The sequence below is a fragment of the Sorangium sp. So ce394 genome, from assembly GCF_051474665.1.
In the GTDB taxonomy this organism is placed as follows: Bacteria; Myxococcota_A; Polyangia; order Polyangiales; family Polyangiaceae; genus Sorangium; species Sorangium cellulosum_D.
Map to the genome: position 1 here is coordinate 6,783,261 of NZ_CP150339.1, position 26,119 is coordinate 6,809,379.

Below are 26,119 nucleotides of genomic sequence, written 5' to 3' on the forward strand. Positions count from 1 at the left end.
GCGCCCGGGCTGGCCGGTACCACAGCCGCCCGGCCGTGTCGTCGCGGTTTGAGCAAGCGTCGTGCCGCGGTAGGATGTGAATCTGGGGGTGGCGGTGACGCGAGGACGACCATGACCGCGCAGCGCTCACGCCGCCCTGCCGAGGCGCCGGCGGACGTCGTGATGTCACGATCGGGATCAGGCGCTGGGCGGCCTCGTCGCGCCGGCATCACGTGTCCGGTCGCGCGCTTTCAAAGCCCGTCGGCGCTCGGCGCGCCGGTCGGCAGGGAGCGCTCGGCGAGGATCCTCAGCCACGGATCCCCGAGCGCGTCGAGCGAAGAGGCCATCGCTCCTGGACAGCAGAGGGAGGCTGCCAAAGAGGAGCCAGGAGGGAGGACACATGGACAAGCCGATCGGGCGGACGCGCTGGGCAATCGCAGAGGGAAGCCTCACCTCACCTGCTCTCGAGTCCCTCCGTGCGCGACGAGCAACGCGACCGGCACCCGGCTCCGGACCACCACCGACTCGACCGTGCTCCCGAGGTAGAGCCGGCCGAGCGGCCCATGGTCGTAGCATCCGAGCACGAGCAGATCGTAGGTAGCGCGCGCGAGCTCCCGCGCTATCTCGTCGCTCGGGCGCGCGCCCACGTGCACGCGCGACGAGACGCGCACGCCGAGCCGGCGCCCCCGGAAGACCGCCTCGTCGACGACGCTCCGCGCCACCGCGCGCACCCGGGATGGCTCGCGATCGCGCCAGACGACCGCGCCCGGATCGGTCTGCGCGCTGCTGAGCAGCACGAGCTCGGCGCCCCACGCCAGCGCCACGTGGGCCGCGAGATCGGCGGCGGCGAAGGAGTACTCGAGGCCGATGATCGGGACGAGGATCCGCCGCGCGGAGGCGCGCTCCGCCGCCGGAGGGTCGCCCACCACGACGAGCACGTTGGACTCGGCCCGCTGGACGATCGCGTCCTGCAGGCGACCAAACGACATTCCGCGCGCGCGCGCCGGCGATCGCGCGCCGATCACGAGCAGATCGTGATCCCGCGAGGCGCGCAGGATCGCCTGGATCGAGCCGCGCAGCTCGCGCTTTTGCCGCCAGATGCCGACGCGGAGGCGCGCGCCGAGCCTCGCGAGCCCCCGGCTCGCCTCCCCCGCGGCGCGCGATGGGCCGGGCGCCTGCTGCTCCACCGAGAGCTCCGTGATGTCGACCGTCTCGCCGAGCTTTCGCTTGGCGGCGACGATGCTCTCCACGATGTCCGTGGCGAACCCGGGCAGGGCGTGCGCCACGATGGGGACGAGGATGCGCTCGACCCCGGGGATGTACGCGCGCCGCGCGGCCTCCTCGCGCTCGAGGCGAGCCGACTCCTCCTGCGTCGGAGGCGCCCTTTTCTCGAGCCAGATGAGGAGCGCGGGTGAGACGGTCACCGTGACCAGCGCGACGACGGCGTACATCGTATAAGCCTCGTTGGAGAGGAGCCCGAGCTCGACGCCGACGATCGCGACGATGAGGTCCGTGCCGCCCTTCATGTTCAGGCCCACCGCCACGAGCGCCGCCTCGCTGCTCCTGAGCCCGCCGAGCCGCGCGCCGAGCGCGGCGGGGACGACCTTCGCCGCCGTCGCGATCGCCAGCAGCAACGCGACCGTCCCCCACGCCGCCGGCGTGCGCAGCTGCGACACGTCGACGCGCATGCCCGCGAGGACGAAGAACACAGGCGCGAAGAGGCCCGCCACGAGCGTCTGCACGCCGTCGAGGAGAGGGCGGTTGGTGCGAGGAGCGCTGTTGAGCAGCACGCCGAGCGCGAACGCGCCGAGCAGCGGGTGCAGGCCGAGCCGCTGCGTCAGCGCCGCGGCCAGGAACATGAGGACGAGGACGAGCGACACCTGTCCCCTGGAGACGCGCGTCGCGTCGGCCACCCAGCGCATCGCGACGTGGGTGAGCCGCCGCCCGACGAGCACCATGAACAGCAAGAATCCGCTCGCCAGGAGCGCGCTCCGGGCGACCGCCAGCGCGGGCGACGCGCCGTAGCTCGACGACGTCATCGCGACGAGCACCCAGGCAGCGACCTCGCTGACCACCCCCGCCGCGAGCGTCACCTGCGCATAGCTGCGGCGCATCGACTCGCGCTCGATCAGCACCTTCGCGATCACGCTGACCGCCGTCACCGAGAGCACGATCCCGAGGAAGAGGCCGCTCGGTAGCGGCCGATCGAGCACGAGCGCCGAGAAGGCGGCGCCCGCCGCGAGCGGGGGCGCGATCGCCCCGAGCGCCGAGAGCGCCCCGGGGCGCGCCTCCTTACGCAGGATGCCCACGTCGACCTCGATGCCCGCCATCAGCAGCAAGAGGAGCGCGCCTATCCAGGAGATGCCCGAGAGCACGACCCCGACCGCCGGATCCTGGAAGAGGGCTCGATGGAACCCGGGCGCGAGCGCGCCGACGACGGAGGGGCCCAGCACGACGCCGCCGAAGAGCTCCCCGAGCACCTCGGGCTGGCGCAGCCGCCGCGCGAGCTCGCCGGAGGCGCGCGCGGTCACGAGGATGAGCGCGAGGGTGACGAGCGAGAGCAGGACCTGCCGCTCGGTGAGGCCGTGCATCAGGGTGGGTGGCTCCTCGGTGTGGGTGCAGGCCGGACATGGCAAGCGGCGTGCTGAGCGCGGGCGAGCGAGCTTTGCTCGTCCAGGCGCGGGCGCCCGAGCGGGCGGCCAGGCGGAGCAACGCCCGGCGGCGATCGTGACGAGGCACCGATGAGTTTTTCGGGCGCGGGCAGTCAGTGCTCTCGGCAGGGGCAGGCGCCCCCGCTCGGAGAGGCATCGACGGTCATGAGAAGGCGGGAGTTTATGGGAGCTTTGATCAGCGTGGCGGCGCCGGGGTGCGCGTTGGGCGGGGCCGAGGAGGAGGGGCAGCCAGGGCAGGACGCGGGGGCCGGCGCGCTGGCGCCCGCGCGCGAGGTGATGGCGGCGGAGGTGGCGGCGGGGCAGATGCCGGGCGCGGTCTGGCTGGTCGCGCGCGGCGACGACGTGCACGTGGACGCGGTGGGCGTGACCGAGCTCGGCGGCAGCGCGCCCATGCGGCGGGACACGATCTTCCGGATCGCCTCGATGACGAAGGCGGTCACCGCGACGGCGGTGATGATGCTCGTCGAGGAAGGCAAGCTCGACCTCGACGCCCCCGTCGACCGATGGTTGCCGGAGCTCGCGAACCGGAAGGTGCTGGCGCGCATCGATGGCCCGGTCGACGAGACGGTGCCCGCGGAGCGGCCGATCACGGTGCGCGACCTGATGACGTTCACGATGGGCTTCGGAATCTCGTTCGACGCGTCGTTGCCGATCCAGCGGGCCATCGACGAGCTCGGGCTCGTCAACGCGCAGCCGGTGCCGATGACGCCGCACGGGCCAGACGAGTGGATCCGGCGGCTCGGGACGCTGCCGCTCATGCATCAGCCGGGGGCGCAGTGGATGTACAACACGGGGAGCCTGGTGCAGGGGGTGCTCGTGGGGCGCGTGGCCGACCAGGGCTTCGATGCGTTCGTGCGCGAGCGCATCCTCGCGCCGCTCGGGATGCGGGACACCGACTTTCACGTCCCGGCGGACAAGCTCGCTCGGTTCGCGGGCTGCGGTTACTTCACCGACGAGCAGACGGGGGAGAAGACGCGCATGGATCGCGACGGGGCCGAGAGCGCCTATGCCAGCCCGCCGGCGTTCCCTTCGGGCGCCGCCGGGCTCGTGTCGACGGTGGACGACTACCTCCTGTTCGCGCGCATGCTCATGAACGGCGGTGTGCACGAGGGCCGGCGGCTCTTGAGCGCCGCCTCGGTGCGCGAGATGACGGCCGATCACCTCACGCCGGCCCAGAAGGCGGCGTCCTCGTTTTTCCCGGGCTTCTTCGAGACGCACGGCTGGGGTTACGGGCTGGCCGTCATCACGGCGCCGGACGTCGTCTCGGAGGTGCCCGGGCGCTATGGCTGGGACGGCGGGTTCGGGACGTCCTGGATCAATGATCCGGGCCGCGAGCTGATCGGGATCGTGATGACACAATCCGCCGGCTTCCTGTTCTCGGGGGCTCTCGAGCGTTTCTGGCGCAGCGTCTACGTCGCCACCGAATCGGCATGAGCTGCGGCCCGCCAGCGGCGGATCGCCGCGTGGGCAGTCCTTCGGCGCCATGGGCGGGAGCATGCCACGCGCGGTCCGGGCCCGGCGCTGATCCAGCCGCGGAGAGGAGCAGGTCGGCCCCGACGGGGTTGACACCCGCCCCTGCCGGGTGACACTCGAGCCGACCTACCGGAATGACCCGCGCAACCGGACCGCCCGGGAGTCGATTCGCAATGACCGCACGGCACGAGCTCGAGGGCACCCTGGCGCGTTGGTTTGCTCTGGACGCCGACTCGCAATTTGGCGTCTTCACTGGCGCCTACGCTGCGTGGCCGAGCGCCGTCTTCGACGACTACGTTGCGGTGCGTGCTGCCGATGAGCTCCTGGACTCCGCCCCCGTTGTCACCGAAGGGATGCTCAGCGCGGCCTATCGAGCTTCCGAGGCGGATCCCACGTTCCCTCTACGCGAGGCTTCGCGCGGCCTTTACTCCTTCGATGCCGATCTTTGTTACGGCGGCTCGACCATCTACTTTCTGGGTGCGTCGCCGGTCCAGCCTCTCGTTGCTCGTGCCGCTCCCGACTTGCTGTTGCGTGCAGCGAGTCTCGTCCGGTTCACCAGCCTGCGTTTCGCAGACGTCACCCAGCTTGACCTAGCGCTCCTGGTGCCATTCGTTGTTGGTGACGGCTGAGGCTGGGAGAGAGCGGCCCCCCCCCCGCAGGCCCCTCGAGCACTCGTCCGGCATCCGACGCCTGAGCTCGCGCAGCGCACGCAGGCACTTCCGGCATTCGTCGCGAGGGCGAGGAGTCTACGCGATCGTCACGTCGCAGATGCCCCCGCAGGCAGCCGAGGCCGCGCGGAAGCGGTTCCCGGAAATGTAGAACTTCGGCGGCCTCCCCGGCAAAGCCGGGGGAGCTCCCAACGGCTTAGGCGACCTTGAGCTCGCCCTCGAGCTTGTCGCCCGCGTGGTCGCGGAGAAATGCGTTCGGCTCCGAGCGGAGCACGAACAGGATCGACGCGAGCATCTCGCGGAGCGAGGGCAGCCGCTGGAAGCGGCTGCGGTAGGTCTCGGCGATCCCCTCGGCGCCGGGGCGCAGTAGCTCGACGAGCTCGGTGCGCGCGGCTCCGCGCGTTCGCGGCCGCTCCGTCGCGACGATCGCGCGATCGCCGAGCGCGTCGGAGACGATCGGCGGATCGAGCCGGAGCGCCGCTTCGAGGGCGTCGAGCAGCTCGTCGAGCGTGGGCCGCGGATCGCAGGTCTCCAGCGGCGCGAGCAGGTCAGCGGCCGCGTCCGCGGACGGATCGCCGATGAGTTCGTCCTCCGATCCCGGCAGGTGCCACCAGCCCATGAGCGAACGTTACACGCAGTAGCCGGCGGCTGTCACGTCCGGATCGGCGCGGATCCGCGCCGCCGTGCCGGCCATGTCTGTGCACGCCTCGATCCGGTTGAGCACGAACGACGCTCCGCGCGACACGCGCTCCTCGTCGATGTTCTTCTGCTCGAGGTAGCGCGCCTGATCGCTCTCGCGCGGCGACTCGCCCTTGAGGCCGATCGTGATCGCGGTGAGGCGCATGCCCTGCTTGAAGCGGAAGAAGAAGCGGTCCGCGGCAGTGAGCGAGCTCGTCTTCAGCTGCTCGTTCGCCTCGTCGTGGTGCTGCTTCTCGCGGCGCGCGATCGTCTGCTTTGTCTGACCGACGTAGACGTACTGGTGAAACTCGTCGGCGTCGTTGAGGCCGACGTAGATCTTGAAGTTGTGCTGCGACGCCCACGGGTAGGTGTGCCACAGCGCATACGAGCCGTTGTGGACCAGGAGGCCAGCACCGACGAAGAACGTCGGGTACGGGCCGAGCGCCAGGTTGAACGTGGTGAGCGCCGGCACCTCTCGCCGCTCGATCGCGGTGATCGTCGCCGCGCCGCCGGCGAGCGTGCGCACGGCCGCGCCGGGTCGCAGCGCGGACGCGGCGACCCAGGCATGCGCGCGCACGTCCCAGAACGGATGCGCGCCCGTCGCGGATACGACGTCATCGCCGGTATGCAGCTCGTACAGATCGACGGCGCGATTGACCATCAACCCCTCGACCTGGCCCGCGACGACGGCGCCGGTCTCCGGATCGGCGCACCACACGTCGTCACCGATCCGCAGCGACTCGATCGGTCGCACGCCCGCGCACGTGTGGACGAGCGTGCCGGCGGGGAAGCACGGCAGCGCGACGCGGCTGGTCGGGTTGAGCGCGCTCCTCAATGCGCGGCGGCGTTGGAGGACCCAGCGGAGCCGATCGAGGAGATCGCTGCGCCGACGCTCGGCGGCGCTGAAGCCGGGATCGCCGCGGATGTGGCTGTTCAGCCAGCGCGAGACGTCGCTGATCTCGCCCTGAAGGTAGTCGTGCTGGGCGTCGAGCAGGATCAGCGCATCCACGGGCGGCAACGCCTCGACCCGCGCGACGAAATCGTCCCACGGCAGCTCGAGGGTGTTGTCGGGATCGGGGACGTCGGGATCGAAGTCCTCATGGGCCGCCTCGGGCAGGTTGTCGGCGAGATCGGTCTGATCGAACTGATCGCCGTGCGTGCTGAGCGCCTCGGCGAGCGGCTCGAGCTCGGGGACGGTGACGTTCGGGACGTCGCCGAACCCAAGCGCATCGGCGCTCTCGATGACCTGCTCGGCGGACTCCTCGAGCCCTTCGAGCGCAGCGACCTCATCGGTGTCGCCCTCCCTGGTCTGCTCGGCGATCTCGCCGTCGATCTTGTCTTCGAGATCGTCGGGCGCGCTCTCCATCACGAGGCGCGGCAGCGGCTGAGCCGGGATCAGGCGCAGCCGGTGCGCCACGCCCTTCATCGTGAACGGCACGACGATCGTCTCGTCGTCGAACTCGTCGGACGTGCGCGGCGGCGCTTCGGGAAAGAACTCGTACGGCGGCGGTGGGAGCGGGACGCCGGCGATCGGATCCACACCCGCGTCGCGGCCGCGCTGGCCGACCTCGTCGTCGTTCGGGGCGCCGCCCGCGCCGGTCCCGCCGCTGCCCGGCGATGGGATGCTCGGGTCGACCCAGCGCGGCTGGAGGTCCGGGAGATCTGGCACGGCTGCGGGCGCGGTGGGCGAGCGCGGCGCGGGCTCGAACGGCTGGACCGCCGCGGCGCTGGCGTTGCGCCACTGGGCGTCGACGTCCACCTCGCGACGGCCGGCGTTCCTCGGCGCCGACCGCCGCGCGAGCGCCGAGATCAGGCCGTCGGTGCCGCCCTCGACCCCCGGCGCCTCGACGCTGACGTTGCCGCGTTCGGGCGTCCCGAACGTGTAGCTGAAGTGTCTCTCGAGCCCGACATCGCCGATCGGCCACGCGCGGCCGGCGCTCTCCCACGGGGTCCAGCCTGCGCCGAGGAGGCTGAAGTTGATGCTGCCACTCAGGCCCGCCGCGAGGCGCGCGTACGCCGCGAAGGTGCCGTCGAGGAAGTACTCCGCCCCCTCGGGGTTGCTGCCGCTGAGCCGCCGGCCGATCGTGGCCGTGGCCTCTGCGTCGGCCGAGAGGCGCGCGGTGCCGCGGATCGTCGCGTTGATCTCGACGGGCGTGACGACGCGCAGCAGCTTGCCCTTGATGAACACCTTCGCGATCAGCTCGAGCTCCGCCATCGCGGCCAGGTTGATCGTGCCGCCGATCTCGAGCTGCCACGGCACCGCGGTGTTGGTCGAAAACGCACCGACCAGGCGCAGCCGGTGGATCTGCCCTGGGCCGAACTCCGACGCGGCCCACAGCTCGACGCTGCCGCCGGCTTCGAAGTGCACCGCGAGCAGGTCGAAGACGTCCATCGCGGCCTCGAACGGTCCGGCGATGCGGCGGCGCCAGCGCCGCGGCGGCTCGAGGAACCGGATGTTCGCGGTGGGCCGGATCTCGCCGCGCGAGTAGATATGACCGTCGGGCGCGACCACGACCGCCGCGCGGCCGGTCAGCCACGGCCCGAACCGGTACGTCATCGTGCCCCAGCCGGTGAGCGCCATCCCGGTCGTCGGGCCGGCGCTCGAAGGCATCATGCCGACGGCCGCGACGATGTGCGGGCGCACGCTCGCCCACGCCGTCGGCGCGTCGGTCAGCCGCAACGTACCGGTGCCGCTGACGCGCTCGCCGTCGTAACGGACAGTGCCCTGGATGTCGAGCACACGTCGGCCGTAGGTCACGCGCAGGTCGCCGGAGAAGCCGGCGTGACCGCCGCGCCCGCCGAACGGGCCGACGCTCATCGTCGCCGTGCCGGTGAAGCTGCCGGTCGGGAGACGGCGCAGGGTAAGGCTGCCGTCGCCGAGCGACGGCGCTCGGAGCGTCGCGCTCGCGAGGACCGTGCCGCGCTCGTTGTCGAGCGACATGCTCGCCTTGCCAGCGTGACGGCTGTCGGCGGGCCCGGGCAGGCGGTAGTCGTAGTCCGTGGCGGAGTAGACGAGGTTGCCGGTGCCATCGATCCCGTTGACCATGACCCGCGGCCGGACGACGTCGCGGTAGTCCGGGATCTCGAGCAGCTTGTCCCCGTAGTCGCGCCGCCAGTCCAACAGCGCGATCTGGGTGTCCATGGCGACGCTATCCACGGGCACGCGACCGACGACGCCGAAGATCTCGTCGTCCTCGACGGCGATCGCCATCCGCTGGTTCGTGACGTCCGGCAGCGCCGGGTGATTCATGGTGATCTCGGAGATCCAATCCGTGTACAGGCCGTGGTGGTCGCCGTAATAGCCGTAGTGCAGCGCGATGTGGCCGCGCGCGAACGTGCCGAATCGGACCTTGAGCAGCGAGGGGCCGAACATGACCAGATACGCGCAGAACTCCGGCATGTCCGGCAGGTAGATCAGGCCTTGGAGGTCGACCTCGGTCTCGGGATCCCACGCGTTCGCATAAAGCAGCAGCGACACGGGGTCGTCGACGCACGGCTGGCGCAGCGCCACGGCCGGGTCCGCCGGCGCCGGGACCGCCGTGGTGGGCAAGGCCGGCTGCTGCGGCGGCGCGCCGCCCCCCTCGGCGGCGGACGCCTCGCGCTCGAGGGGATCGACCGGGGAGACGACGCCCTCCGGGCGGCCGGCGAGCTCGCCGCGCAGGTACTGATCGACGTGCACCAGCTCGTGCGCGAGCCGCGCGCGGCCCTCGGCCGTGTCGGGCTGGTACTGCCCCTCGCCGAAATAGATGTCACGGCCGACCGTGACGGCGTTGGCGGCGACGTCGCGCGCGAGCGCGGCAGCGGCGGCGTCGGTGTGGAGGCGCGCGGCATCGGCGGCGCCGGTGACGAACTCCATCCGCGCGGCGACGTCGGCGGGCACCGGCCTGCCGACCGACGGCGGTCGTGCGGGCACGGCGCGGGCCGGCGTGCGCGGCGCGGGCGCGCGCGTCGCCTCGGGCCTCCCGGGCGCCGCCTCCGGCGCGCGATCGCGCGGGACGGTGGGCTCATCGCGACGCGGCCGGCTCGGCCGCACGCCGCGCGGCGCGCGCGTCATGGCGCGCCCCTCCCAAGCCAGCCCGCGACCTCGCGCTGCCACGGGCCGAGCTCGTTGCCGCTCAGGAGCCGGCCGGACCGCGCCTGCTCGCGCCACACGCCGATGACGAGGTGGCGCATCGCGACCGGCTCGTCACCGGCGAGGACGAGCGCGGCGAGCACCGCGTTGCGAATATCGCCGCCCGACAGCGCGAACCGGCCCGCGAGCAGCTCGACATCGACGTCGCCGGCGCGGCGCTCCGGCACGAGGCGCGTCCAGAGGGCGCGGCGCTCCTCGACGGCCGGCAGCGGAAACTCGGCGACGACGTGGAGCCGGCGTACGAACGCGGGATCGAGGTTGTTGCGCAGGTTCGTCGCGAGGACGGTGATGCCGCGGTGCTGCTCGAGGCGCTGCAGCAGGTAGCTGGTCTCGACGTTCGCGAACCGATCGTGCGCGTCGTGGACGTCCGTGCGGCGGCTGAACAGCGCGTCGGCCTCGTCGAAGAACAGCACGAAATTGTGGAGCTCCGCCTGATCGAAGATCCGCGCGAGGTGCTTCTCGGTCTCGCCGATGTACTTGTCGATCACGCGCGAGAGATCGACGCGGTAGAGATCGAGCCCGAGCTCGGAGGCGACGACCTGCGCCGCCGTGGTCTTGCCGGTGCCGGCCGGGCCCCAGAACAGGCACGATAGCCCGCAGCCGCCGGCGAGGTGTGGCCCGCCGCGCGACGCGAGCTCCTCGAGCTGGCGGCCCCAGGCGATCGCGAGCTCGAGCTCGCGGCGCGTCGCCGGGGGAATCACGAGATCGCGCATGCTGAACCGCGGCTCGACGCGATCGGCGCCGGCCCCGACGGCCTCGCTCCCGGCGAGCCGGCACGCGGCCTGCACGTCGTCGATCGACAGCGAGCCCGACGCCGCGGCGATCTCGCGCGCCCGGCGCGCCGCAGCGAGGAGGCGACCCGGCCCGAGGCGGCGATCGACCACGCGCTCCAGATCGACCTGCGACGCCGGCGGCAGCGCGCGGCGCCACAGCGTCCGCCGCTCGGCCCGCGCAAGCATCGCGACCTCCAGATCCAGGATCGGCAGATCGCCGTCGATGCCGCTCCCGCTGCCGATCGCGATCACGGTGCCCGCGGCCTCAACGAGCCGGCCGAGATCGAGCCGGTTCGGTGCCGCCGGCTCGCCGTCGACGACCGGCACGGCGCCGAACCAGCGCGCCTCGCGCAGCACGGCGCCGACGTCGTCGTCGGGGCGGACCCGCAGCGCGCGCCGCTTCAGCGCGTCGGCGAGCGCAGCGGCGATCGCGGTCCGCCCGGAGCCCGGGCGACCGGTGACGACGACGATGCCCTTCGCCTGCTGCTTCGCCCACGCGGCGGCGCGGTCGAACGCCGCGCGGGTGGACGGGGCCACCACGAGATCGTCTATCGCGTGCCGCGCGACCAGCTCGAACGAGCAGCCGCCGTCGATGCCGACGATCCGCCGCCACACCGGATCGGGGACGGTCACCGGGCGGTCCGCGTGCGCGGTCTCGCCGGGGCCGCGGCGCAGCAGCGCCTGGCGGAACAGCGGCGCGTCGTCGGCGGTGCGGCTCAGCGCGGCGTCGCGCGGCAGGCCGTGGCCGCGGATCAGCAGATCGACGAGCAGCCCGAGCGGCGGCGCCGCGGTCCCGGCGAGGAGGCGCAGGATCTCGGCGTAGCGGCCGTCGATCTCGGTCGACGCGACGAGCAGCAGGAGGTCGCGATCGAACGCCGACAGGCCGTACGTCTTGATCATGCGCGCGAGCCCCGGCAGCACCACCGGCGCGTCATCGAGCGGGGGGCTCGCGCTCCGCGCGGGCTCGGCCTCGAGCGCGGCGATCGCAGCGTCGAGCCGCGCCGCCGGATCGACGGCGCGGCCCGCCGCCGCGAGCAGCCGATCGATCCGGCGCAGCTCCTGCCGCAGCAGCGACTCCGATGAGCCCTGGCTCGACGGGGCGTCCGCCGTCACGCGTCGTCCTCCGACGCATCGGTGTACGCGATCCGCACGCGCCGGCGGAGCCACGGGACCCAGCCGGGATCGAAGTCGAGCCCGGCGCGCCGGACGTCGACGTCGATCGCGCGCGCGGACAGCTCGACGCGGATCTCGTCGTCGGTGATCACGATCGCGCCGGCGCGGCAGGCGAGCGCGCGCGCCGGCGCGGAGGCCCACGCGACGCCGAGCCGCTCGCACACCAGGGCGGCGATCGCGGCGGCCGGCGCGGCGATCGCCGGATCGCCGCCGTCGAGCGAGGCGACGAGCTCGTCGAGCCGCGCCGCCAGGCCGGCCGGATCGGTGACGGTGCCGCGCCGCGCGAGCCACCGCCCGAGCGTGTCGCGCGTCTTGTCGCGCAGCTCGTCGGCGGCCCACCGCGGGATCTCATCGAGCGGCCTTAGCGTACCGTCGAGGTCGCCGGCGATCACGGCGAGCGCGCGATCGCCGCGCAGCTCAGCCGGGGCGAGCAGCGCCAGCGCGTGCGCGACAGCGGGCCCCTCGGGGACCCCGGCGCACCAGAGGTGCTCGCCGAGAGCGAGCTCCGCCACGCGCGACAACAGGAAGAACGCGCCGCCGAGCAGCGTCGGGATCGCGAGCAGCGCCGGGGTATCGCCGGCGCTCGCGAGCGCGTCGCCCGCGCGATCGGCGCCGGGTGTCCCGCGCTCGATCGCCCCGTCCGCGCGCACACCGTCGCGCCGGGGCTCGCCGGCGGCTCCCGCGCGCTCGCCGCCCGCGACCGCCTCCCGCCGGGGCTCATCCCCGGCGTTCGCCTCGACCGGCGCAGCCGCGCCCGGTCCGGAGCGAGGAGCGGCCGCCTCGCCGCCCGCGTCGGCCGGCGCTCGCCTCGCGACCGGGCGCAGCTGCGCCGGCGAGCCCGTCACCGCCGGCGAGCCGCCGAGGGGCGCCGCGAGCTCCGCCAGCGCGTCGCGCAGCGCCGCCGGCGCGTCGCGCAGCGCCGCCGGCGCGACGCCGTACGCCAGCAGCAGCAGCGCGACGGCTTCGATCACGTCGCGCTCCGCCCCGAGCACGCGCTGCCACAGCTCGGCCGTCGTCGAGGCCGGGTGGTGCGGCGCCGGTGGGCGCCCCTCGCTGCGCTCCGCGATCGCGACCGCGAGCGCGTGCGCCTCGTCGGCGAAGATCATGATCTGCGCGTCCGGCCGCGGCCGCGGCATGACGCGCGCGGTGCGCTCCGTGGGCGAGATCCCGCTCGCTGACCAGGACGCCGGCGCCTCGGCCATCAGCGCGTCAGCCAGCTCGGCGCCGAGGCGCTGGTGCACCGCGCGGTCTTCGAGCTCGGCGCCGGTGAGGCGCCACCGCAACGGCAGCCGCCGCACGCGGACGATCGCGCGCGCCCCGAGCCGGCGGTGCACCGCGACCTCGAGCGCGTCCAGCACGCCGCGCAGGAACGTCTGCTCCGCGCGCGCCCTCAGCGCGGCAGCGTCGCTGGCTGCCGCCTCGGGCACGCGGATCCGCATCCGCACCTCGCGGACGTAGCTGGTCACGGAGACCGCGCCGCCGCACGTTCGAGCGCAGCATCGACCTGCCCCGGAGTCAGCGCGTCGAATCGCCGGCGCAGCTCGGCCGCGATCGCCTCCCGCACCGCCGCGTTGCGCAACATCACCGACGGGCGCGCGGGCTCAGCCTTCTGTATTCCGGCCGCGACGCCGTCTGCGAGCCACTGCAGCGCCGCCTCCGCGCGCGCGGAGAGGTCGTCGATCGCCGATGGATCGGCTTCCGGATGCGCGGTGAGCAGCTCCGCGGCTCCGGCCTCGATGAGCCCGGCGAGCGTCATGCCGGTCTCACCGAGCGACTTTGCCAGCTCGGCGGTGGCGTCGTACAGCTCCGGCAAGGCCGTCGGCGGGACCTCCCGCGCGATCTCGGCCGTCGCGATGCGCGCCGCGCCGCTCGCGAGCGGCCGCAGGGGCTCGTCGCGGCGGGCCAGGGCCTTGTCGATGGCGGCGGTGAGGCGGCCTTCGTTCGACGCGGGCTTCCGTTCCCCCGGCGCGACCAGCTCGACGAACATGCCGTTGGCGAGCCGGGTCCGGAACCGCGACAACGGCGCCTCCGCGTCAGCGAGCAGCGCTCCGACCATGCGGCGCACGATCTCCCCACCCCCGACTTCCTGCACCGGCTCCGTCGAGGCGTTGAATTTGAAGAACAGCGCGCCGTGGCCCACGGGAAGGCCGTCCCTCAGCCAATCCCGCGACCGGACCGGCAGCGCCGGCAGCGGCAGTCCGGCGACGCAGCAGATCGCCTGCGCGAGCCGCGCCGCGATCACGTCGACGGGCGCAAGGCGGAACACGCCGAGCCAGTGGTTGATGAGCGGCCCGGTCAGCACGTGCCGGCGGTGCTCCCACATATCAAAGCTCAGGATCTGCCCGTTCGGTCCGACCGTCGCGCAGCCGAGGTACACGCCGTGGTGCGCGCTCGTGCAGCGTGGGCCCGGATAGAGCATCGCATCGCACCAGCACTGGAACAGGCGGCCGAGGAGCCGCGTCAGCTCGAGCTTCTGCGCCTCGGCGTTCGGGGCGGCCATGTCCACGCCGAGCAGCCCCCACGCCGCGGCGTAGATCGTCGCGGCGACGATGCGCTGCCGCGTCGACGCACCACCCGAGCGCGCGGTGACGTCGGAGAAGTACGCGTACAGCGCGGCGAGCATCAGGAGCTTCGCGTGCTCCACCGCGTCGTCCCGGTCCGCCATGAAGCCCCACGGGAGCAGCCCATCGAAGCAGCTCGCGGCGCCGGCGCGCTGGCCGACGGACGATTTCGACTCGATCGAGATCGGCTTGAGCGTCGTCTGGATGCCGTCTGAGCGCCGGCTCACGATGACCGTGCCGGTGATCACCAGGTCGGCGATGCCGGTCGCGCGATCGCCGAACATCTGCTCGAGCCCGAGCTGCCCGACCTCATAGCGGAACGTCCGCTCCACCTCCTGCACGTCTCCCGGGAGCACGATCTCGAGCGACCAGAACTGCTGTAGATCGAGCGGCGGCGCGACCATGTCGACCACCACCCCGCCCGCGCCGCCCTCCCTCACCGTGCCCTGAAAGAAGCCCCATTCGGGGCTCGGGCGGAGCTCAAACTGCACCACGCCCGCGAACAGCGCGCCCTCCGGGATGGCGCGCAAGGCCGATACGGAGCCGTCCACGTGGCCGTTCGCGGGCAGATCGAGCGTGAGCTCGGCGGTCGTCCCCGATCCCGGCGTGACCACGCGCAGCGTGGCCGGCAACATCGCCTCCGGATCGGGAAACTGCTGCTGCGGCGGCGGCGGCGGGAACAGCTGATCCCGCAGCGCCGGATCGGTGATCGAGCGCTTGATGTCCTCGAGATCGGCGAAAAAATCGTCGATGCAATCGGGCGGCGGCGCCGATGGCGGCGGCACGAGCAAGAGCCGTGATGTCTCACGGATCCGCGACGGCTCGCAGCGGCTCGTCGGCGGCGTGCACGGGTTGAGATGCACCGGACGCGCGTCCTCGGGGCACTCGGCGTACTGCAGCACGACGCACGCGCTGCGGACGCCGGGCTGCGGAGCGGTGGCGCCCTCGAAGCTCGAGGGCTTGCCCCCGTCGCGCAGCGACGGATCGGCGCGCGCCAGCAGGTCCGACTCCGCGACCTCGACGGGGCACTCGACGATGAGATCGTTGCCGCAGCAGTCGAGCGCATAGCCCGGCGCGAGCAGGAACAACCTCCGCCGCGGGTCCCAGCGCAGGCGCAGGCCCCACACCACGCCGGTGCCGAGGGCGCGGTTCGTCAGCCGTCGCTTGATGCGCCAGTACCGCTGCTCGTTCTCGAGATCCGCCTGGGTCAGCACCATGCCGTCGAAGAACCGCGTGCGCGCAGGCCCGCCTGGCAGCGCGCCGTGGGCGCTCGCGGCGAACGTCCCGTGCGTCGTCGAAAGCTTGGGGTCACTCAACGGCATCGCGGATCCTCCACGGCATAGCTACACGGCAGAACGTCGGGCCCAGGGCACGGCAGCTCGGGCTGCGGCGGCGGCGGGCACAGCCCCTCACGGAAGCAACGCAACAGCTTGCACAGCAGATCGGCGACACAGCGCTCGAGCTGCTCGCGCCGCGCCGATACCGGCGTCGTCGCGAACACGCCGCCCGGGCAGATGAACTCCTCGACGCAGCGGAGCAGGTCGCACAGGATGTCCTTGAGGCACGCGCGGAGCCGGTTGCGCGCCTCGCACGACGGCGTCCACGGCGTGCACGCCTCGGGCGCCGGCGCCGGCGGCGGGGCCGCGCAGCCGCAGCCGTGGCCGCCGCACGCGCCGCCGCAGTCACAGCGCGGCATCGGGTCGCAGCCACCGGCGGCGCGACGCGGGCGAGCCCCCGGCACGGCGCGGCGGCTCGCCATCGACGCGGCCGTGTACGTCGAGCCGTAGCTCGATCCGCCCCGGCAGCCGCAGCCGCTGGAGCCGCGCCGGACGGACGCAGCGGCGCCGGGCGCGGGTCGCTGGCTCGCCGGCGAGGTGGCTGCTCCGCGGGCGTAGCTGCTCGCGTGGGCGGCTCCGCGGGCGTAGCTGCTCGCTTGGGCGGACATCCTCATCGCCCGCGCGCTCATCACCGGAGCGGCCGCGGTGCTCGCCGGGGCCGCGAGCAGGCTCGGCGCCCGGGCCGGATCGGCCGGCGCGCTCGGCGCGGCCGCCGCGGGGGCCGGGCCGGCCGCCGCCCACAGCGCCAGCGCGCGCAGCGCGGCGAGCACGTGCTGCAGATCGAGCGCCGGCGCGCGGCCGCTCGAATCGAGGGAGAACGCGCCCTTGTGCGGCTCGTAGCTCGCCGTCGGCGGCGGCAGGTTGCCCGCCTCGACGATGAACTTGTGGAGCGCGAGCAGCAGCAGCCTGCCGCGGAGCTCGTCCGAATCCTCCTCCCGCTCCTCGACGATCTGCGCCACGGGTCCGACGTACATCCGCAGCAGCGGCATCATCGCGTCGATCGCGCCCGCGATGACGTCGCCCAGCGCGTTCGACGGATCGTCCCGATCGGGCTCTACCTGCTGCGCCTTCATGTCGTCCCCACCGCGTACGGGGCCGGCGCGAGCGTCAGCGTGCCGGCATCGTTGACGATCCGGAAGTGAAACGACGGCCGCAGCGGGCGCAATGGCCGCAGCCGGTCGTCGACGATCGGCTCGGCGCTCGACGCCGCGATCGTCAGCCGGTACAGCCCGTCGCCGACGAAGAACCCGGACGCGAGCTTCAAGGTGATCGACGGCGGCGTCGCGGTGTACGAGGCCGTGACGGCGCCGGGCGGCGGCGACCAGCCGGTGACCGGATCGAGCCGGCGCAGCGCGTACGTGGCCGCGAGCGCGGTCGGCGCGACGATCGGCCCGGTCAGCGACAGCTCGAGCAGATCTTCGGCGCCGCCGGGGACGAGCGCGAGGCCCGCGATCTCGGGGGCGCCCGCCGCCCACGCGCCGGCCTCCAGCGTGGCGCCCATGTCGCGCGCGAGCAGCTCCTCGAGCAGCGCCGATGAGTACAGCATCGTCGCCGCCGCGACGGGCGCGGAGAGCGACGTCACACGCTCGCGCGCCGCGTCGAGCTCGGCGTCGAAGCACGCGAGCACGAGCCAGCCGTTCGTGTCCGCCTCGGCGCAGCCCGCCGCGAGCAGCGCGCGCAACCGCGCCGTCAGGTCGCCGCCGGCGATCGCGCCGCCGAGCGCGCGATCAAGGCCGGGCCGTGGCGGCGCGATCGCCGGCGGGGCGTGGGCCATCGCGTCCTCGTGGAGGAGCAGCTGCAGCTCGAACTCCTCGCGCACCCGCCCGTAGTCGCTGCCGGTAGCATCGCACGCGCATGGATCGCGCGGCGCCGGCTCGGGGCTCGACGCACACTCACGGAACCGCAGCGCGACGCACAGCCGCAGCAGGTCGCCATCGAGCGGCGGCGCCCACGCCGGATCGTCGGCGAGCCGCTCGGCGCGCCACCGCCCGTACCACGCATCGACGTCGATGCACTGATCGTACCCGGCGATGATCTCGCGCCCGCATTCGTCGAGCGCAGCGCCTTTGCCCACGCGCAGCACGGTCTCGCCCGGCGCGAACAGCCCGACCCCGAGGCCGCACAGCACGCCCGCGCCGTGGAGCCGCTGGTTGTGAAACCGCTGCTTGCCCGCGTGGTAGCGCTGCTCGTCGACGAAGTCGATCACGCCGAGGCGCTTGCCGTAGAAGTAACGCAGGCGCACGAAGCCGGCCGGCAGCTCGCCGCAGGGGCCGCAGTCGTCCGGAGAGTGGTGGTGAGTGTGTGCCGACATCGGGTTCTCTTCGTCAAGTGAGCGTGAAGTTGTCGTCGAGTGGAATCGGCGCGAGCCGCGGCGTGGACACGTCGGCGCGCGCCGCCGGGAGGGTCGTCCAGCCGAGCACGGACGGGGGCTGGGAGATCGGGCCGATCGGTGGATGGAGCTCGCCGCCGCTCAGCACCATGTCGACGCCGACGGTCGACCGGATCCCGACGCGCGGTGGTCCGTCGACCACGTGGAGGTCGTACGTCGTGTGCGCCGGCTTGATCGAGTCGAGGATCGCGCGCGCGGCCTTGGCGAGGGCGCCGGGTCCGCCGCCCGCGCACGCGCCGTCGTCGCCGAACACCCAGATCGAGAAGTGGTGCGCGAGGCCGCCGTCGCCGCCGGGCGCGGCGCCGAGCGCGGTCGTGCCGAGCGCGTGGTCGCCGCCGAGCATCGACGGCGGCAAGGCCCCCCACTGAAACCCCTCGAGGATCGCCGGCGTCGTGCCGAGGTATATCTCGAGGTAGCGCCGGATCCCGTCGACCGTCCCGCGGCGCGCGAAGAGGTCGTGCGCAGCCGTCACGAGCGCGCGCCGCCGTTCCATGGGCCACGACGGATCGAACACGAGGCCGTACCACGCGGCGACGAAGCGCAGCCAATCCGGCGACGAGGCGGCCGGGTTCAGCTCACGCGCGATCGACTCGTACGCCGCCTCGATCCCGGTGAGCCGCGACTCGGGGAGCGCGAGCAGGCGCTCGAGGAACAGCGCGCCGCTCGGATCGTCGTCGTCGCGCCGGCTGTAGACCGCGGGCAGATAACGCAGGAAAGAGAGCCGCGGCGACAGCAGCCGGACCGAGCGGATCACGGGACCGGCGATCGCGACGTCGTCCCCCGGGTGCGCGATCGCGCCGAGCAGGCCGAGGCGCAGCCACAGGTAACGCCCGCGATCGGTGGGGGCCGGCGCCGGCAGCGTGAAGCGCGTCCACGTCGCCCACGGGATCGGCGGACCGGGATCGAGCCACAGCGCGCCGGTGTCGAGCTCGGCCCAACGCAGCGTCGCGGCTACGCTCGCGCCCGCGACGTCGTCGTGGACGAGCACCACCTCTCCGCCGGGGACCGCCTCGGTCCAGCCGAGCGCGTCGACGATCAGGCGATCGGTCGCGATCGCGATCCGCAGATCGCTCGTGGAGAAATCGCCGACCACCGCGAGCGCAAGCACGATCGTGGCGTCGCCGGTGTCCACGGTATCGACGACGATCGTCGCCGCCGCCGCGGCGCCGTCGTCGACGCGGATCACGTCGCCGTCGCGCACGAGCGCCGCGATGGCGTGCGACGCGGGGAGGTCGTGCAGCGCCGCGTCGTCGGCGGCGCCGCTCAGATCGAGCGTCTGCCCGCTGGCGAACGTCGCGAGCAGGCGCGGCCCGCCGAGCGGCGTCTCGCCGGCGCGCTCGACGAGCATCAACCGGCTGCCGGCGCCGTAGAGCTGCAAATCGCCGCGGGTCACCGCGCGTATCGAGCGGCCGGCGATCGACGCGATCGCGCGCCGCACGGCGAGGCCGGCGGGCCCCGGCGTTCGCAGCTCGATCTCGTCGCCCGCGCGCAGCCGCCGCGCGACCGGCCACGGCGCCGCGAGCCCGGCGGCGTTGATCGGCCCGGTGCCCACGAGCCGGCCGATCGGGCGCGACGCCCGCTGGTACGGCTCCCCCCGCTTGCGCGCCCAGCGGCCGTGATCCGACAAGACGGGCCGCGCGATCTCGCCGTCATCCGGCTCCACGCCGGCGAGCGGGAGCCGCACAGGCCGCGCGGGCGCCCACGGGATCACGGCGGGCGCGATCGCGTCGTCGCTCGCAAACGTCTGGACCTCGACGGACGCGCCGGCGGGGATCGTCGCGTCGACGATCACGCGGTGCCAGGGCAGCTCCTCGCTCCGGCCGTCGATCGGCCCGATCACGACCTCGCCGCGCGCCGCGGATCGCGCGTGGACCAGCCAGCTCGCGAGGTCGGCCGGCGCGGGCCCGGCATCGGGGGCGACCTCGCCGTCGAGCGCGTACGCCACCGGGATCGACCAGCCGGCGTCGATCACCCAGACGAGGGCGCTCGCGATCGCGACGGCGACCGGGGCGGGCACGAAGCCGGCCGGCGCGTGCGGCGGCACCGGCGCGAACGCGGCGCGCCAGACGAAGCGATCGTCGTAGATATGGACCTTCCCGCCCGCGCAATCCGCGATCGCGAGCCTGCGGCCGCCGAACCCGACCGCGACCGGCTCGGCCAGCGATCGCGGGTCGCCCGACACGACACCGCGGCCCCACACGTCGGAGCAGCCAAGGACCACGACAGGCTCGCCGGTCTCGGCGCGCACGACCTGCACGCGGTGGTTGCCGGAGTCCGCGATCGCGAGCAGCCCGCGCGCGCGATCGAGCGCCAGCCCGAGCGGCCGGTGCAGCTTGCCGGTCTCGGTGCCGCGCGCGCCGACGAGCCGGGTCCACGCCGCGTCGCACGGCCCCCGCCGCAGCACCAGATGCGCGTCGGGCTCCGAGCGGTAGCGCGCGCCGTCCTCGGCCGCGATCTCGCTCGATCCGGGGCCGATCGCGAGCGGCGCCGGCGCCAGCACGAGCGCCGGGGCGACCGGATCCACGACGACGTTCGTGAGCGCCGCGCTCGCCCAGTCCTCCGGACGGCGCAGCACGAGCCACCGCGACTCGTTCGCGTCGCGGCCCGGGTGCAGCGCTCCGTCGGAGAAGATCGAGGTCATGGCTCAGTCGCGGACGATCACGTTGAGGGTGGAGGCGTCGACGAACACGTTCTCGTCGGCGAACAGGGTGAGCGCGGTGGTATCCTCGGGGCTGGTGGGGCAGCCGGTCAGCCGGCGCGGCACCGTGCGCTCGACGCGCCACCGCATCGGCGGCTCCTCGCCCGCGGGGGCCGGCGCCGCGCCGTCGAACCACGCCTCGAGCTCCTCGACGCGCTCGACCCCGTCGCTGCGCATCACCTCGGCGACCAGCTCGGAGTGATGGATCACGGCGCCGAACGAGGTGCCCTTGCCGTCGGGGCCGCCGGTGAGCACGTGGAACGACCGCTCGAGCCGCGCCGACACGCTGTCGCGCACGTTGACCTGCGACCATCCGGGCTTCGCGACAAGGATCACCTCGACGTCGAAGAGCCGGACGTACTGCGCCGGCACGACGTAGAGCTCGGTCGTGATGAGGCGGTGGCGATCGAGGTGGCGGCAGACCGTGCGCAGCACGCTCTCGGGCGCGGTCGGCGTCGGGCCTGGTTCGTCGGGGACGACCACCACCGAGACCGCCCCGCTCGCGACCGTGTCGACGTCGAGCCCGGGCGCGTCCTCGCCGCCCACGACCAGCGGGCGGCGCAGCGGCACGGCGAGCGCGCGCGCGATCCGCACGCCGGGCGTCTCGCTCGCGATCACCTCGAAGTCATCGCCGGTGACGGCGCGCGACCGCGTCCGCAGCGCGCTCGGGGCGCGGCGCTTCGCCTGATCGAGCGTCTCGGCGTCCTTGCCGCCGCGCGCCGCGACGATGTTCACCGCGTCCTGGATGGCGCTGGGCAGGGACTGCGGCTGGTTGACCTCGCCAGCCGGCACCTCGGCGTCCTTGCCACCGCCGTGGCGGTAACGAAGCGCCACGATTCGCCGCGTCGACGCGGGCACGCGGCCGCGGACGCCGTCGCCGAAGTAGACGATGCCGGCCTCGGGGTCGAGCAGGTACACCCGGTCGTCGCCGCCCGCTGCGTCGAAGTCCGCCACCTCGGACCAGCGATGGAGCTGCAAATCCACCGGATCCTCGACCGCGAGCTCGAGCGTGCCGGTGAGGACGTTTCCGTGCGGCAGCTGCGCCGTCTGATCGGACAGCCCGGTGCCGCGGCCGAGCAGCTGGTTCGTCACGGTCGCCGCGTTCGTCGCTGGACCCGCATTGAACGTCAGCGCGCGCAGCGAGAACCGCGAGCTGCGCTGAGTGAAGTGGACCGCGATCCAGCCGCTGATCGGGACGACGCTCGAAACGCCGCTCACCGGGTTCTTGATCGCGCCGATCAGCGGGTGCCGGATCGGCGCCGGCATCGGCGTGCCGGTGCCGGTCGCCTCGGCGCAGATCTGCTCCATCGTCTTCGGCGCGACGGCGCGCGGATCCTGCCACTCCCCGTCGGGGATCGGGCCGAGCGTCGTCGGGACGTCGAAGCGCACCTGACCCGAGCGCGTCCAGCCGTCGGTCGTGTCGGCGATGATCGGCAGCGGCAGCCACGCGCCCGTCGGCTGACCGGGGCGCGGCGGACGATAGAACGTGTACGCGACCCCCGCCGCCGCGAGCGGCGAGATCTCCGGGGCGCTACAATCAGCGAGCGCGCGTGGGTCCGGTTGCTCGTCATCGTCAAGCTGGACGGTCAGCGTCACGCGCTGGCCGAGGAAGCCGGCGTTCGCCGCCGGGTTGAACGCAAGCGCGATCCAGAGGTGGTCGTGGCCTGCCTCGGACGGGCGCGCGAACAGCGGCACCGCCTGCTGCGGCCAGTCTTTGAGCTTCGGCTGCTTGCCGTCCCACGCGAGCGAGAACCTCGTCTCGAGGTAGGCCGCGGCGGTGGCGCCGGGATCCGGGGCGCCGGTGCCCGCGGCCAGATCGCGCAGATCCGCTGACAGCGTCGAGACGAGCGCCGCGACCTGTCCTGGGACGACGTTCACCGGCGCGTCGAGCTCGAACGTCGACGGCTTGCCGCGCGCCTTGATCGTCGCGCCCGCGGGCGCGGTGACCGCCGTCGACAGCTCGGGCTTGCCGAGCAGGAGCGCGATCGTCGTGCGCGCGGCCTCGGCCGGCCGCAGCCGCACGCCGATGAGCTTCAGCATCTCGATGTACGCCTTTTCGGGAAGGCGATTGAGCCGGTAGCCGATCTGCTCGCCGAGGTGCGCGAACAGCTGGAGCAGCGTGATGCCCGGATCCGACTCGTTGTGATCGGTCCACTCCGGCGCGTACATCGGGATCTGACGCCGCAGTTGCTCGAAGAGCGGCCGAAAGCGCAGGTCGTCGAGCTGCGGCGACTTGATCGGCATTTACGTCCCCTCGGACAGGTAAAATGGATAGACCAGGTTGTAAAACGCGTTCGTGCGGTTCACCACGTAATCGATCTCGATCAGCAGCACATGGGGCTGAATGGTCGCAGGGTACGCGCTGACGCGCTCGACCTGGATCCGCGGCTCCCAGTCGCGCAGCGCCGCGGCCACCTCGTGCTCGACGCGCTGCGCGAGCCCGACCGAGTTCGCGTCGAACACGCGCTCGCGCAGCGTACCGCCGAAGCTCGGCATCATCACGCGCTCGCGGCGCGAGGTCTCTAGGATGATCCCGATCGCCTGCTCGATGTCGACCTCGTCGCTGACATAGCGCAGGCGCCCGCCGGTCGGACGCACCGGGAACGCCCACCCCGAGCCAAGGTGCGGTTGCGTGCTCTGCGCCATCAGACGCTCGCCGACTGGGGCGTACCGGTGGGCCCGGTCCCCGAGGGATGGATGTGGTTCCACGACACGCCGTCGAGGAAGATCCGGGTGGACGCGATGTTCCCGGTTGTCTTGATGGACAGCTGATCGCCGGCAATGTGGATCTCGAAGTTGCCGGCGGTCCGGATCAGGATGCTACCTCCGCCGGGCGAGTCGTCGAGCGTGATCTGGTGACCGCTGCGCGACACGATCGTGCGCGTGTTGTTGGTCGGGCTGTTGTCCGCGCTCGCCGGCGGCTGATCGCGATCGTTCCACAGCGCGCCCAGGATCACCGGCCGGTTGACGTCGCCCATCTCGAACCCGACCACGACCTCGTCGCCGACCTCGGGCATGAAGAACGCGCCGCGGCCATTGCCCGCCATCGGCGCCGCCATCCGCGCCGGCGCCGACGGCGCATCGATCGACGTCGACAGGTAGTCGAGCTCCAGCCCGTCGCTGTTGATCGCCCGGACCTTCGCGTACACCATTCCATACTGCGGAGCGAGGCGGTTCAGCCGTTCCTCGAGCTGGAGGAGACGTGCGAATAGGTCGCTGCTGCTCATAATGCCTCCGGGGGCGCGCCCGCGCGACGCTCGCGCGCGAGCGACCAGATGTAGTCACCGGGTGGCTGTAGCCCCGGCCGCCGCAGCGAGAGCTGCGTGCGATACCCGCCGCTGTCGAACGAGTGGACCGCCTTGGTCACATAGTACAGGCCATCGAACGGCGCGTAGAAGCCTGTAATGTTGACGTGGATACCGGCGCGGATCGACGGGAAGCCGAGCGTGGACGCCTCCACGGTGATGAGCTCGCGCGCCTTCTCGCGCAGCTTGGCCTCGGCCATCAGGCGCGCGCGCTGGGGCCCGAGGTTCGTGAAGTCGACCTCGAGCGGCGCCTCCGACGGCACGTCGGCGAAGAACTCGCGGCGCAGCGCGGTCGCGGGCACCAGGGACGGCTCGTTCGGCAAGCGTCCCATATCGGCGGTCACGATCGCGTCCACCTCTGACGCATCGTCGATCTGGTGTGCGACTCGGTCGACCGTCGCCGGGCTGCGCCCCTTCACGCTCACCGCGGTCACCAGGTCCCACACCTTCAGCTTCGGCGTGAACTCGAGCAGGTTGAACCCCCACGCCAGCTCGACGACGAAGCCTGGCACGCCGCCGCCCAAGCGCGACCGTGCCGGCTCGAAGTGCAGCAGGACCTCGTTCGGCGCAGGGTCGACGGGACCCGTCCCTTCCGTCTGGGCCTGTGGCCGCTCGCCTGGCTGGTCGCGCGGCAGGTAGTTCTTCGCGAAGTCGACGAATATCTCGTAGTCGAGCCTGTCGGCGATCGACTGCAGGAACTGGAGGTACGTCTGCGACTTCTGATGCGTGACGCTCGGAAGCTCTTCGGTGATCGACGGCCACGCGACGAGCGGTCCGCGGAGCTCGCGCCAGCCGTCGTCGCCGCGCGCGCCGTCGACCACGGCGGTACCGGCGAACGCGGGCGCGCCGCCGGCGCGCTCGACCACGTCGCGGACGATCTGCTCCTCGCTCTGGCCCGCCGGGTACCGCTGATCCGCGGCTGGTTTCCGCTTGTACAGGCACAGGAGGTCCTCGCCGGTGATCGTGACCTGCGCGCCGCCGCCTGACGGAAATGAGAACTGCATGTCGTTGATCTGCGCGACGATCATCTTCGTCCACGGCTGGTCGCCGTAGCAGAGGTCGAGGCGCACGCGCTGGCCGAACCGGAGACGATCGAGCCCGTTATATAGCCACGGCGGAACCACGGGCAGGCCGTCGTCGCCCGTGCCGAACACCTGGTTATTGAGCACGACCTGGAGCTGGCCGACGCCGGTGTTCACGAGCGTGACGCGCGCGCTGATCAGATCGAGCGCCGGGTCGCTGGTCGAGCTGCCACCGCGGCCGCCGCCGATCACCAGTTCGCTGTCGGCGTCCACGAGCCGCGCTCGCGGGGCATAAAACTGGGTGATCGGGTCCGTCGTCATCCGCGAATCCGCAGGTATTCCTGCAGCTCCTCTTCGAGCGCCTTCGCGACCGCGCGGCGCAGCCCGTCGCGCGCCACCGGCGACGCGGTCATGGCCCCGCCCGCGCTGCGGCTGGTTCGCTCCTCTCCGCCGGCCGGGGACGGGACGATCTCGATTTCGCTGTCAATCTTGTCGATTTGGACGGGCATGGGATCACAGGGGGGGGATCAGCAGGACGGATCCGGGGACGAGGACGCGCGGGCGCGCGAGTTTGTTGGCGCGCGCGATCATGGGCCAGTGAATCGCGTCACCGTATTCCTCGACGGCGATCACGTCGATGCGCTCGCCCTCCCGGACGACGCGCGTCTTCGTACGATCCGGCGACTGCGGCGACGCCGCGCGCGCCTGGAGGCTCGGCGGCATGTATTTCTTGAGGCTCAGCGTCACGCGCGCGCGCAGCGCGTTGCCGGCCTCGTCGAACATCTGGAACCTCTCGCTGTAGGTCGCGACGACCCCGCGGAAGCTCAGCTTGCCCCAATTGAACTCGACGACCGGCGGCGCGTGCAGCCCCGAGTCGATCGTGACGAGCAGCCGCAGCAGCTTGAGCTCGGTATCGATACCGTCGAACGACGCCGTCGACGGCACGCCGCCGCCCATCGGCGACGCGCCCTGCGCGCCCGGACCTGCGGGCGCGGGCGCCGCCACATGGGCGACGCGATCGCTGCGATCGAGGTAAAGCTCCAGCGACAGCGTCTGCGTGTCGCCGCGCACGAACTGCACGATCGAGGTCTCGAGCCCGGGGATCGTGACGTCTGCATACGTCTGATTGCGGGTCAGCGTGTACTCGCTCGGGTTGAAGCGGACCGGGATCCCGTCGGTCTGGTACGGCGCGTACAGCGTCCTGCCCGCGCCGGCCAGCGACGACACGATCTTCAGCGTCGCGTGCTGGAGCGCCATGC

At 72.8% G+C, this 26,119-nt stretch carries 17 protein-coding genes; 2 read left to right on the forward strand and 15 right to left on the reverse strand.

All coding sequences use genetic code 11. The features are described from left to right. Nucleotides 1-428: 428 nt before the first annotated feature. Nucleotides 429-2,570: a cation:proton antiporter domain-containing protein gene (locus WMF33_RS24830; RefSeq protein ID WP_437322163.1), complete on the reverse strand. Its 2,142-nt coding sequence runs from the start codon at nt 2,568-2,570 to the stop codon at nt 429-431. Between the two features lie 243 nt (nt 2,571-2,813). On the opposite strand from WMF33_RS24830, the gene WMF33_RS24835 reads away from it, so the two are divergent. Both WMF33_RS24835 and WMF33_RS24840 read left to right on the forward strand, forming a co-directional pair. Continuing rightward, nucleotides 2,814-4,085 carry a serine hydrolase domain-containing protein gene (locus WMF33_RS24835; protein WP_437322164.1) on the forward strand — a complete coding sequence of 424 codons (1,272 nt, stop codon included), beginning with the start codon at nt 2,814-2,816 and terminating at the stop codon, nt 4,083-4,085. A 212-nt stretch (nt 4,086-4,297) separates the two neighbouring features. Beyond that, nucleotides 4,298-4,753: a hypothetical protein gene (locus WMF33_RS24840; RefSeq protein WP_437322165.1), complete on the forward strand. Its 456-nt coding sequence runs from the start codon at nt 4,298-4,300 to the stop codon at nt 4,751-4,753. Between the two features lie 235 nt (nt 4,754-4,988). Here WMF33_RS24840 and WMF33_RS24845 read toward each other — a convergent pair whose 3' ends face one another. Genes WMF33_RS24845 through WMF33_RS24910 form a run of 14 tightly spaced genes read right to left on the reverse strand, consistent with a single transcriptional unit; the run spans nt 4,989 to nt 26,117 of the window. Further along, on the reverse strand, nt 4,989-5,411 hold the full coding sequence (locus tag WMF33_RS24845; RefSeq protein ID WP_061628891.1) for a hypothetical protein: 423 nt from the start codon (nt 5,409-5,411) through the stop codon (nt 4,989-4,991). A 9-nt stretch (nt 5,412-5,420) separates the two neighbouring features. Further along, a complete protein-coding gene (locus tag WMF33_RS24850) occupies nt 5,421-9,524 on the reverse strand; it encodes an eCIS core domain-containing protein (protein WP_437322166.1) in 4,104 nt (1,367 codons plus the stop codon). After that, the gene (locus tag WMF33_RS24855) at nt 9,521-11,488 is read right to left on the reverse strand and encodes an ATP-binding protein (protein ID WP_437322167.1); all 1,968 of its coding nucleotides are present in this window, start codon (nt 11,486-11,488) and stop codon (nt 9,521-9,523) included. The genes WMF33_RS24850 and WMF33_RS24855 overlap by 4 nt, the downstream gene beginning before the upstream one ends. Beyond that, nucleotides 11,485-13,014: a hypothetical protein gene (locus WMF33_RS24860; RefSeq protein ID WP_437322168.1), complete on the reverse strand. Its 1,530-nt coding sequence runs from the start codon at nt 13,012-13,014 to the stop codon at nt 11,485-11,487. The genes WMF33_RS24855 and WMF33_RS24860 overlap by 4 nt, the downstream gene beginning before the upstream one ends. Then, on the reverse strand, nt 13,011-15,431 hold the full coding sequence (locus WMF33_RS24865; protein ID WP_437322169.1) for a hypothetical protein: 2,421 nt from the start codon (nt 15,429-15,431) through the stop codon (nt 13,011-13,013). The genes WMF33_RS24860 and WMF33_RS24865 overlap by 4 nt, the downstream gene beginning before the upstream one ends. Then, on the reverse strand, nt 15,422-16,519 hold the full coding sequence (locus WMF33_RS24870; protein ID WP_437322170.1) for a hypothetical protein: 1,098 nt from the start codon (nt 16,517-16,519) through the stop codon (nt 15,422-15,424). Before WMF33_RS24870 ends, WMF33_RS24865 begins: the two co-directional genes overlap by 10 nt. After that, complete coding sequence (locus WMF33_RS24875) at nt 16,516-17,757, reverse strand: hypothetical protein (RefSeq protein WP_437322171.1); 1,242 nt, start codon at nt 17,755-17,757, stop codon at nt 16,516-16,518. Before WMF33_RS24875 ends, WMF33_RS24870 begins: the two co-directional genes overlap by 4 nt. 13 nt (nt 17,758-17,770) lie before the next feature. Further along, on the reverse strand, nt 17,771-20,476 hold the full coding sequence (locus WMF33_RS24880) for a phage tail protein (RefSeq protein ID WP_437322172.1): 2,706 nt from the start codon (nt 20,474-20,476) through the stop codon (nt 17,771-17,773). Between the two features lie 3 nt (nt 20,477-20,479). Continuing rightward, nucleotides 20,480-22,777: a putative baseplate assembly protein gene (locus tag WMF33_RS24885; RefSeq protein ID WP_437322173.1), complete on the reverse strand. Its 2,298-nt coding sequence runs from the start codon at nt 22,775-22,777 to the stop codon at nt 20,480-20,482. Further along, complete coding sequence (locus tag WMF33_RS24890; RefSeq protein ID WP_437322174.1) at nt 22,778-23,179, reverse strand: GPW/gp25 family protein; 402 nt, start codon at nt 23,177-23,179, stop codon at nt 22,778-22,780. It lies immediately after the preceding gene. Continuing rightward, nucleotides 23,179-23,760: a phage baseplate assembly protein V gene (locus WMF33_RS24895; protein ID WP_437322175.1), complete on the reverse strand. Its 582-nt coding sequence runs from the start codon at nt 23,758-23,760 to the stop codon at nt 23,179-23,181. Before WMF33_RS24895 ends, WMF33_RS24890 begins: the two co-directional genes overlap by 1 nt. Beyond that, on the reverse strand, nt 23,757-25,181 hold the full coding sequence (locus WMF33_RS24900; protein ID WP_061629678.1) for a phage late control D family protein: 1,425 nt from the start codon (nt 25,179-25,181) through the stop codon (nt 23,757-23,759). Before WMF33_RS24900 ends, WMF33_RS24895 begins: the two co-directional genes overlap by 4 nt. Further along, complete coding sequence (locus WMF33_RS24905) at nt 25,178-25,369, reverse strand: hypothetical protein (protein WP_061629677.1); 192 nt, start codon at nt 25,367-25,369, stop codon at nt 25,178-25,180. The genes WMF33_RS24900 and WMF33_RS24905 overlap by 4 nt, the downstream gene beginning before the upstream one ends. 4 nt (nt 25,370-25,373) lie before the next feature. Then, nucleotides 25,374-26,117: a CIS tube protein gene (locus WMF33_RS24910; RefSeq protein ID WP_061629676.1), complete on the reverse strand. Its 744-nt coding sequence runs from the start codon at nt 26,115-26,117 to the stop codon at nt 25,374-25,376. Nucleotides 26,118-26,119: the final 2 nt, after the last annotated feature.

Bases quoted from the DNA above. Each gene is read 5' to 3' on its own strand.
- WMF33_RS24890 (WP_437322174.1), bottom strand. From the start codon at position 23,179: ATGGCGCAGAGCACGCAACCGCACCTTGGCTCGGGGTGGGCGTTCCCG.
- WMF33_RS24895 (WP_437322175.1), bottom strand. From the start codon at position 23,760: ATGAGCAGCAGCGACCTATTCGCACGTCTCCTCCAGCTCGAGGAACGG.
- WMF33_RS24835 (WP_437322164.1), top strand. From the start codon at position 2,814: ATGGGAGCTTTGATCAGCGTGGCGGCGCCGGGGTGCGCGTTGGGCGGG.
- WMF33_RS24840 (WP_437322165.1), top strand. From the start codon at position 4,298: ATGACCGCACGGCACGAGCTCGAGGGCACCCTGGCGCGTTGGTTTGCT.
- WMF33_RS24830 (WP_437322163.1), bottom strand. From the start codon at position 2,570: ATGCACGGCCTCACCGAGCGGCAGGTCCTGCTCTCGCTCGTCACCCTC.
- WMF33_RS24880 (WP_437322172.1), bottom strand. From the start codon at position 20,476: ATGACCTCGATCTTCTCCGACGGAGCGCTGCACCCGGGCCGCGACGCG.
- WMF33_RS24900 (WP_061629678.1), bottom strand. From the start codon at position 25,181: ATGACGACGGACCCGATCACCCAGTTTTATGCCCCGCGAGCGCGGCTC.
- WMF33_RS24875 (WP_437322171.1), bottom strand. From the start codon at position 17,757: ATGTCGGCACACACTCACCACCACTCTCCGGACGACTGCGGCCCCTGC.
- WMF33_RS24845 (WP_061628891.1), bottom strand. From the start codon at position 5,411: ATGGGCTGGTGGCACCTGCCGGGATCGGAGGACGAACTCATCGGCGAT.
- WMF33_RS24870 (WP_437322170.1), bottom strand. From the start codon at position 16,519: ATGAAGGCGCAGCAGGTAGAGCCCGATCGGGACGATCCGTCGAACGCG.
- WMF33_RS24910 (WP_061629676.1), bottom strand. From the start codon at position 26,117: ATGGCGCTCCAGCACGCGACGCTGAAGATCGTGTCGTCGCTGGCCGGC.
- WMF33_RS24905 (WP_061629677.1), bottom strand. From the start codon at position 25,369: ATGCCCGTCCAAATCGACAAGATTGACAGCGAAATCGAGATCGTCCCG.
- WMF33_RS24865 (WP_437322169.1), bottom strand. From the start codon at position 15,431: ATGCCGTTGAGTGACCCCAAGCTTTCGACGACGCACGGGACGTTCGCC.
- WMF33_RS24850 (WP_437322166.1), bottom strand. From the start codon at position 9,524: ATGACGCGCGCGCCGCGCGGCGTGCGGCCGAGCCGGCCGCGTCGCGAT.
- WMF33_RS24885 (WP_437322173.1), bottom strand. From the start codon at position 22,777: ATGCCGATCAAGTCGCCGCAGCTCGACGACCTGCGCTTTCGGCCGCTC.